Annotated in this window: 8 protein-coding genes; all 8 read left to right on the top strand. The window is 75.4% G+C overall.

From position 1 onward, the window contains the following. A partial coding sequence (locus LLG88_03560; protein ID MCE5245985.1) for a chalcone isomerase family protein occupies positions 1 to 529 on the top strand: 529 nt, incomplete at its 5' end. A gap of 54 nt (positions 530 to 583) precedes the next feature. Further along, positions 584 to 1,522: a hypothetical protein gene (locus LLG88_03555; GenBank protein MCE5245984.1), complete on the top strand. Its 939-nt coding sequence runs from the start codon at positions 584 to 586 to the stop codon at positions 1,520 to 1,522. 126 nt (positions 1,523 to 1,648) lie between these two features. Then, entirely contained in the window at positions 1,649 to 2,143 is a 495-nt protein-coding gene (locus LLG88_03550) for a helix-turn-helix domain-containing protein (protein ID MCE5245983.1), read from the top strand. Next, positions 2,140 to 3,279 carry a hypothetical protein gene (locus LLG88_03545; protein MCE5245982.1) on the top strand — a complete coding sequence of 380 codons (1,140 nt, stop codon included), beginning with the start codon at positions 2,140 to 2,142 and terminating at the stop codon, positions 3,277 to 3,279. The genes LLG88_03550 and LLG88_03545 overlap by 4 nt, the downstream gene beginning before the upstream one ends. A gap of 33 nt (positions 3,280 to 3,312) precedes the next feature. After that, positions 3,313 to 4,329 carry a tetratricopeptide repeat protein gene (locus LLG88_03540; protein MCE5245981.1) on the top strand — a complete coding sequence of 339 codons (1,017 nt, stop codon included), beginning with the start codon at positions 3,313 to 3,315 and terminating at the stop codon, positions 4,327 to 4,329. Continuing rightward, positions 4,326 to 5,219 (top strand): Stp1/IreP family PP2C-type Ser/Thr phosphatase, encoded by an 894-nt coding sequence (locus LLG88_03535; GenBank protein MCE5245980.1) that lies wholly within the window; start codon positions 4,326 to 4,328, stop codon positions 5,217 to 5,219. The genes LLG88_03540 and LLG88_03535 overlap by 4 nt, the downstream gene beginning before the upstream one ends. Continuing rightward, positions 5,216 to 6,655, top strand: a complete 1,440-nt coding sequence (locus LLG88_03530) for a hypothetical protein (GenBank protein MCE5245979.1) — start codon at positions 5,216 to 5,218, stop codon at positions 6,653 to 6,655. The genes LLG88_03535 and LLG88_03530 overlap by 4 nt, the downstream gene beginning before the upstream one ends. Positions 6,656 to 6,697: 42 nt before the next feature. After that, on the top strand, positions 6,698 to 7,131 hold a 434-nt coding region (locus LLG88_03525), incomplete at its 3' end, for an arginine--tRNA ligase (GenBank protein ID MCE5245978.1).

Raw genomic sequence — 7,131 nt, 5'->3', positions numbered from 1 at the left:
CTCCAGGGCGCTACAACTCGCCGGAACCGGCGTCCGGAGCAAGCTGATCTTCAAGGTCTACGCCTTCGGCTTCTACGTCGACGCGGAGGCCGCGCGCGGGCCGCTCGCGCGATGGGCGGGCAAGACGGCGGAGGAGCTGCGGCGCGATCCCTCGTTCTACGAAGCCCTCGTCGCGCTTCCCTGCGAGCGGGCCGCCGTCCTCCGGTTCGTGCGGAAGGTGGAAGCGGACAAGATGCGCGAGGCGATGGACGACGCGATGGAGCGCGGCGTTCCGCCCGGCGATCCGGCCCGTCAGGCGTTCCTCGCGCTCTGGAACGAGCCGCTGCGGCAAGGAGACGAGGTCGCCCTCGTCTTCGGCCCGGGCGGGCGGGTCGCGCTGGCCCGCGGCGGCCGGCTGCGCGGCGCCGTGACCTCGGTCCCGCTGGCGAAGGCCCTGCTCGAGTCGTGGCTCGGCCCGCGCCCCGTTTCGGAGGAGATCCGGACCGGCGCGGTGAAACGGATGCCCGCCCTGCTCGCGCCGCAACGCTGACGGCCCGCCGCCGCCCCCTCTCACGTTTTCGGCTCCGCGGCCGATGCGAACCTCATGGCGAACGGGATCTTCATGCGCTGGGCGTCCGCCCCGGCGCCGGGCGAGCCCCGGCGGCGGCCGCGCGCCGCGGCGCCGGGACGGCTCGGCTGGGACGAAGCCTGTCCGGGCGGCGCGGAGGCCGCGCTCGCCCGGCTCGTCGAGCGCCGTCCCGCGGCCCGCGGCCCGCGGCGTCTCGTCCTGTGCGGCGGCGACGATCCCGCGCTCTTCGCGGCCGCGGCGGCGATCGCCCGCCGCGAAGGGGACGAGATGGCGGTCCTCCCGCCGACGCGCGACGGCGTGGCCGACGTCCCCTCGCTGCGCCTCGCGGTGTCGGAGCGCCCCGCGGGCGGCGCGCTGGTCCTGCTCGGCGCCGCCTCGCCTCTCGGGGTGGAGGCGCCGCTCCGCGCCTTCGCCGAGATCTGCGCCGTCCCCGACGTCTCGCTGGTTCTCGACCTGACCTTCGCCCGCTACGCGCCGCCGCCTCCCGAGGTCGCCGCGCGGACGCTGGCCGTTCTCGCCGCGCTCGACCGCTGGGACGGCGCGAAGACCGGGACTTGGGGGATCGCCGCGCGCAAGCGAACGTCCGCCCGCGAAGAGGAGCGCGCCGCGGCGACGGCCGAGATCGACGCGATCTTCCGCCGCCGCCTCGCCGACGCGCCGGGGGCGCGCGTCTGGCCGCTCGGAGACCGCCCGTCGGCGCCCGGCGTCGCCACGTTCGCCCTCCCCGGCTGGCCGGCGGTCGAGGCCGCCGAACTGCTCGCCGAGGCGTTCGGCGTCGACGTGGACGCCGGCGACGCGCTGACGGCGGCGCCGCTCCCGCTTCCCTCGGGGCTGCAGGCGGGTCTGATCCGCGCGGCGATCGCCCCGGACACGCCCCCCGAGGACGTCGAGCGGGCCGCGGCGGCCGTCGCCAGAATCGCGGCCTCCGCGCCGGCGCGCAGCGCGGTCCACTGACCCGGTTCGAACGGCGGGCCGCTCCCGGGGCCCCGTCCGAAGGGGCCAAAATCTTGAACGGACGCAAGATGCGCCCGCGACGCGGATTGACACCCCTCCGCCGGGACACTTATTATGCGTCCCGCCATGCCGGCCAGCGCCGAAGAGATCCAGCATGCCCAGTTGTCGTTCGGCGATGCGCTGCGCCGCGAGCGCGAGCTCCGGCGCGTCGCCCTGCGCGACGTGTCGGACGCGACGAAGATCAACCTCCGCTACCTCGAAGCGCTCGAGCGGAACGACTTCACCTATCTCCCCGCCGGCGTCTTCACGCGCGGCTTCATCCGCTCGGTCGCGCGCTTCATCGGCGCCGACGAGAACGAGATGCTCAACGCCTACCTCTACGAGGTCGGGCGGCAGGAACGGCAGCGGAAGCCGCAGGGACACGAGTGGGGACACGTGCGCGCCCATCGGCGCGCGGCGGCCGCCGCGGCGGAGGCGGACGACCGCCGCCGGCTGAAGCCGTTGCTGTGGATCCTTCTCGTCGTCCTGCTCGCCGCGGCCGCCGCCGTCGGCGTTCCCTACTACATCCATCACCACGCGCCGGCCGCGCCGCCCGCCGTCCCGACGAGTCCGATGCGATGAGCGATCCCGCCGGCCTCGGCGCGCGCCTGCTCGCGGCGGTGCGCGCGGGAACGGCGCCCCGCCCCGCAAAAGTCGCGGCCGCGAAGGGCGCGCTGCCGCTGACCCCCGCCGAACTGATCGCGGCGCAGGTCGCCTTGGCCGGCGACGCGGACGCGGAAGTCGCCGCCGCCGCTTCGGCGTCGCTCGCCGCGCTCGACGCCGCGGCGGCCGATCTCGTCGTCGACGATCCCGAGGCCGACGAAGCGGCGCTGCTCTTCCTCGCCTCCTGTCCGTCGCGCTGGCCGCGCGCGTCGGCGCGCCTCGCGGCCTCGTCCGCCCTCGCCGGCGCCGCGCTGCGCCCGATCGCCGCCTCCGCCCTCGCGTCGGCCCTCGCCGCGCTCGCCGCGAACAACCGCGCCCTCGACGACGATCCGGAACTCGGGCGCCTGCTCGCCGAGAACCCCGCGCTCGGCGGCGCCGACCGCGCGCGCCTGCTCGACTATCTCGACGAGCAGCGCAAGCGCGCCGGCGCCGAGGAGAAGCCGGAGCCGATCGAGGAGACGCTGGCCGCCGCGGCCACCCCGGCGCGCGATCCGTTCCTCGCCGCGCTCGGGATCGACGCGGAGGTCGAGGCGCTGCTTCCGCAGCTCGGCTTGGACCTCGGCAAGCTCGGCGACCGCAGCGAGCTGATGGGCGAGACGGAGGACGAGGACGACCTCACGCTCGTCGCCAAGCTGCAGCGGCTCAACGTGGGGCAGAAGCTGCGCATCGCCCTCTTCGGCGGACGCGAGGCGCGGACGCTGCTGATCCGCGACAGCAACCGCTGCGTCTCGACCGCCGTGGTCAAGAACCCGAAGTTCACCGCCGCCGAGGCGGAAAGCGCGGCCAACAGCCGCAACGTCGACCAGGAAGTCCTGCGCCTCGTCGCGCGCCACCGCGACTTCTCGCAGGTCTACAAGATCCAGCTCGCGCTGGTGCGCAACCCGCGCTGTCCCCTGGAACTCGCGGCCGGCTTCACGCAGACCCTCAACGACCGCGACCTGAAGCTCCTGCTGAAGAACCGCAACATCTCCGAGGCCGTGCGGCGCCAGGCGAAGAGGGTCGTCGACATGCGCGAGGCGCGGCGCCGCGTGCGGATGCCGGTCACGAAACATTAGCCGGACGGGCGGCGGCGAATTGCGTTACATTGTTTGCGCGACGCGCTCCGCACGGAGGAGCGCAACGGGACGGCGATGCGCGTGCTGAAGGAAGTCCGGGCCCAATTGAGGAGCTACCACCTCAAGTCCGGCCTGTTCCATTTTCATCGCGGCGAGATGGGTCCGGCCGCGGAATTCTTCGCGCGCGCCCTCGAAGAAGACGCCGACCTCACCGCCGCCGACCGGCGGACCGCCGAGCGGTACCTCGTCGAGGCGCACGTCTTCGCCGCCGACGAGCAGATGGCCGCCGGCGAATACGAGGCCGCCGCGGACGCCTACCGCGCGGCGTTGGCCGCGATCCCCGACTATCCCGACATCCACCTCAAGCTGGGGGCGGCGCTGGAGAAGCTCGAGCTCGGCGACGAGGCGGTGGATGAATATCGGCGCGCCGCGTTCATCAGCCCCGACTTCGACGGCGCCCACTTGAAGCTGGGGTTCGCGCAGCTCGCGCGCGGCGACGCGGACGGCGCCCGCGCGGCGTTTCGCGCCGCGCTCGAGGCGCGGGAACGCGCCGCCCGCGCGCGCCTCGAGGACGCCGAACAGGCGCTGGCCGAAGGCCTCCTCGACGACGCCCGCGGCATCTACGTCGAGACGTTCCGCGAAGGGATCGAGTCGTTCCGGCGCCGCTTCGCCGCCGGCATGAAGGCGCTGCGGGCCGAGCGGTGGGAAGACGCCGCCGAGGAGTTCGGCGCCGCCGCCGAGGCGTTCCCGCTCTACGCCGACGTCCACAACTATCTCGGCGTCGCGCTCGCCGAGGGGGGACGGATCGACGAGGCCGCGGAGGAGTTCCAGCGCTGCGCCCGCCTCAACCCGGACTGCCTCGCGGCGTGGCTCAATCTCTCGTGCGTGGCCAAGGCGCGCGGCGACGAGCGCCGCGCGGAACGCGCGCTGCGCGAGGTCCTCCGCCGCGAGCCCGACAACACCGCCGCCCTGCAGCTGCTCGAGCGACTGCAAGGCGACAACCGCCCGCCGGCGCGCCGGGACCGGGCCGAACAGGGCAACGCTCTATGAAGATCTCGGGGGCCGGCCTGACCGACCGCGGCCGGGTGCGGCCGCACAACGAAGACTCCGTGCTGATCGACGTCGAGCACGGCGTCTTCGCCGTCGCCGACGGCATGGGGGGGCACGCCGCCGGCGAGGTCGCTTCGAGCCTGGCGGTCGAGACGATCACGCAGATGCTCTGCCGACCGCGGGAGGAGGGCGCCGATCTGCCCGATCTCCTGCGGCGCTCGATCGAGGAAGCGAACCGGCGCATCGCGGCGCGCGGCGAGGCGAACCCCGAGTGCCGGCACATGGGGACGACGGTCGTCGCCGCCCTCGCCGACGGCGCCCGCTTCTGCATCGCCCACGTCGGCGACTCGCGCGCCTATCTCGTCCGCGACGGCGAGCTCCACCAGCTCACCTCCGACCACTCTTTCGTCAACGAGCTCGTGCGCCTCGGCATGCTCTCCCGCGAGCAGGCCGCGCGCGATCCGCGCCGCAACGTCGTGACCCGCGCCCTGGGCAGCGGCACCGTCGTCGCCCCCGACATCCTCGAGTCGGACGCCGCCCCCGGCGACACGCTTCTCCTCTGCTCCGACGGCCTGAACACGATGCTCGACGACGAGCGGATCCTCGCCCTCGTCGAGGCCTGCGCCGACGACGTCGACTTGGCGGGCGAACGGCTCGTCGAGGCGGCCAACGCCGCCGGCGGCGAGGACAACATCAGCGTCGTCGTCGTCCGCTTCGCCGACGAGGACGACGTCACCGCGCCGACCGGTCCCGTTTCGTCGGGCGACGCCCTTCCCGAGCCGCGGTCCGTCCCGGAAGCCGAAGGCGCCCCGTCCCCCGCTCCGGCGGGCGGCGACGACGACGTCCGCGACGCCGAGGACGCCGACACGATGGAGCAGAACGAACGATGACCGGCGCGCCGCGCCTCGCCGCTCTTCTCGCCTGCGCGCTCGCCGCGACCTGGGCGGCGGCCGATCCGTCGCCGGCCTCGCGGCCCGCCGGGCGGGAACTCTCGACGGCGGCGTCGCGGCCGGCGGTGCGCGTCCACTACGCCGACGCCGACGACGCGGAGCGCGCCGGCGCCGCGCTGCGCGCGGCGACGAAGGTCCTCGACGCCGCGAAGGCGCTCGGCTTCGCGCCGCTCGACGACGGCGACGGCGAGCTCGACGTCTTCCTCGCCCCGACCGCCGACGGCGACGGCGCGGTCGCGCTCGAAGCGCGCGCCCCCGCCGGGCGCGGCGCGTCGGGCTACGTCGTCGTCGATCCCCGCGCCGACGACGACGCGCTGGCCGACCAGGCCGCGCGCGGCGTCGCCCAACTGGTTTTCGCCGCGCTCGACGCCGACGCCCCCGCGGCGTGGCGCGAAGCCTCGAGCGCCTGGCTCGCCGAGCGGGCGTCGGGAAACGCCCCCGCCGCCGCCCGCGCCGCGGCGGCGCGCTGGAATCACGCCGAACGCGGCCTCGGGGCGGACGATCGTCTTCTCGCGCGCGGCGCGGCCGCGCTGTTCGCCGCCGCCGGTCCCGAGCGCGCCGAGCGCCTGCTCGCCCTCTCGTGGCGCGCGCTCGCCGCGCGCGGCGACAACGAAACGGCCTTCGCGGCGATCGACGCCGCCTGCCGCCGGACGGCCGGCGTCTCGCTCGTCGAGCTGCAGCTCCGCGCCGGGGCGCGCCTGATCGCCGCCGGGACGCCGCCGGCCCGCTTCGCCGCGAGGATCGAGCGGGTCTCCGCCGCCGATGTCTCCCCCGCCATTCCGGTCGAGCCGCTCGGCGCGGCCGTCGTGCGGATCGTTCCCGATCCGCGCCATCCGTCCGGCTCGGTCGTCGCCGCGGCGCCCGCCGCCGCCGGCTGGTCGGCGCTGCTGCTGGCGCGTCGCCGCGACGGCGCCTTCGACGCCGCGCCTCTCGCGCCCGACGCCGACGGCGCGTTCCGCGCGCTCGTGCCGTGGTCCGACTACGACGAAGCGACGCTGCTGCTCGGCCGCCCCGAGGCGGACGGCGGCGACGGCGCGATGCGTCTCTCCGCCGAGCCGGCGGCCGAAGAGGGGCTCTTCGGCTTGGCCGCTTTCGCCGCGCGTCCCACCGCCGCGGGAGAGGTCGAGATCGCCTGGTCCACGGCGTGGGAAGGCGGGATCTTCGGCTGGACCGTCGAACGCGCGTCTTCGTCGGACGGCCCGTGGCGCCCGCTGCGTGCGGCGCCGGTTCCCGCGCTGGCGCGCGACGGCGCCGAATACGTCGTCGTGGACGCCGCTCCCGCCGCGCGGCGCCGCGCCTTCTACCGCGTCGTCGCCGTGACCGCCGCGGGGCTGCGCGTCGCCGGTCCCGCGGTCGCGCTGCGCCCCGCCCCCTGACCGGCGGCGCGCCGGTCGGCGCTTCGGGCTACAATCCGCGCCATGTACGACATCTTTGCCGACCTCCGCTCCGTCGTCGCCGAAACGGCGCGCCGGACTCTGGGCGTCGAGATCGACCGCGCGCCGGTCGATTTCCCGCCGAATCCCTCGATGGGCGACCTGGCCACGCCGCTCGCCCTGTCCCTCGCCAAGCAGCTGCGCCGTCCGCCGCGCGAGATCGCGACGAAGCTCGCCGAGGCGCTCGCCGCCGCGCCGGGCGTCGCCGCGGCCGAGATCGCCGGCCCCGGCTTCGTCAACCTGCGCGTCGATCAGACGGAAGCGGTGCGCACGCTCCTCGGCGAACGCCCCGCGGAAGAACCGAAGCCGGGCAAGGTGATCGTCGAGCACACGAACATCAATCCCAACAAGGCGGCGCACATCGGCCACCTGCGCAACGCCGTGCTCGGCGACACGCTCGTCCGAGCGCTGCGCGCCCT

This window comes from bacterium (assembly GCA_021372775.1).
Taxonomy (GTDB): domain Bacteria; phylum Acidobacteriota; class Polarisedimenticolia; order J045; family J045; genus JAJFTU01.
Note: the sequence above shows the minus strand (reverse complement) of the source record. Positions and strands in the feature narration are given on the sequence as shown.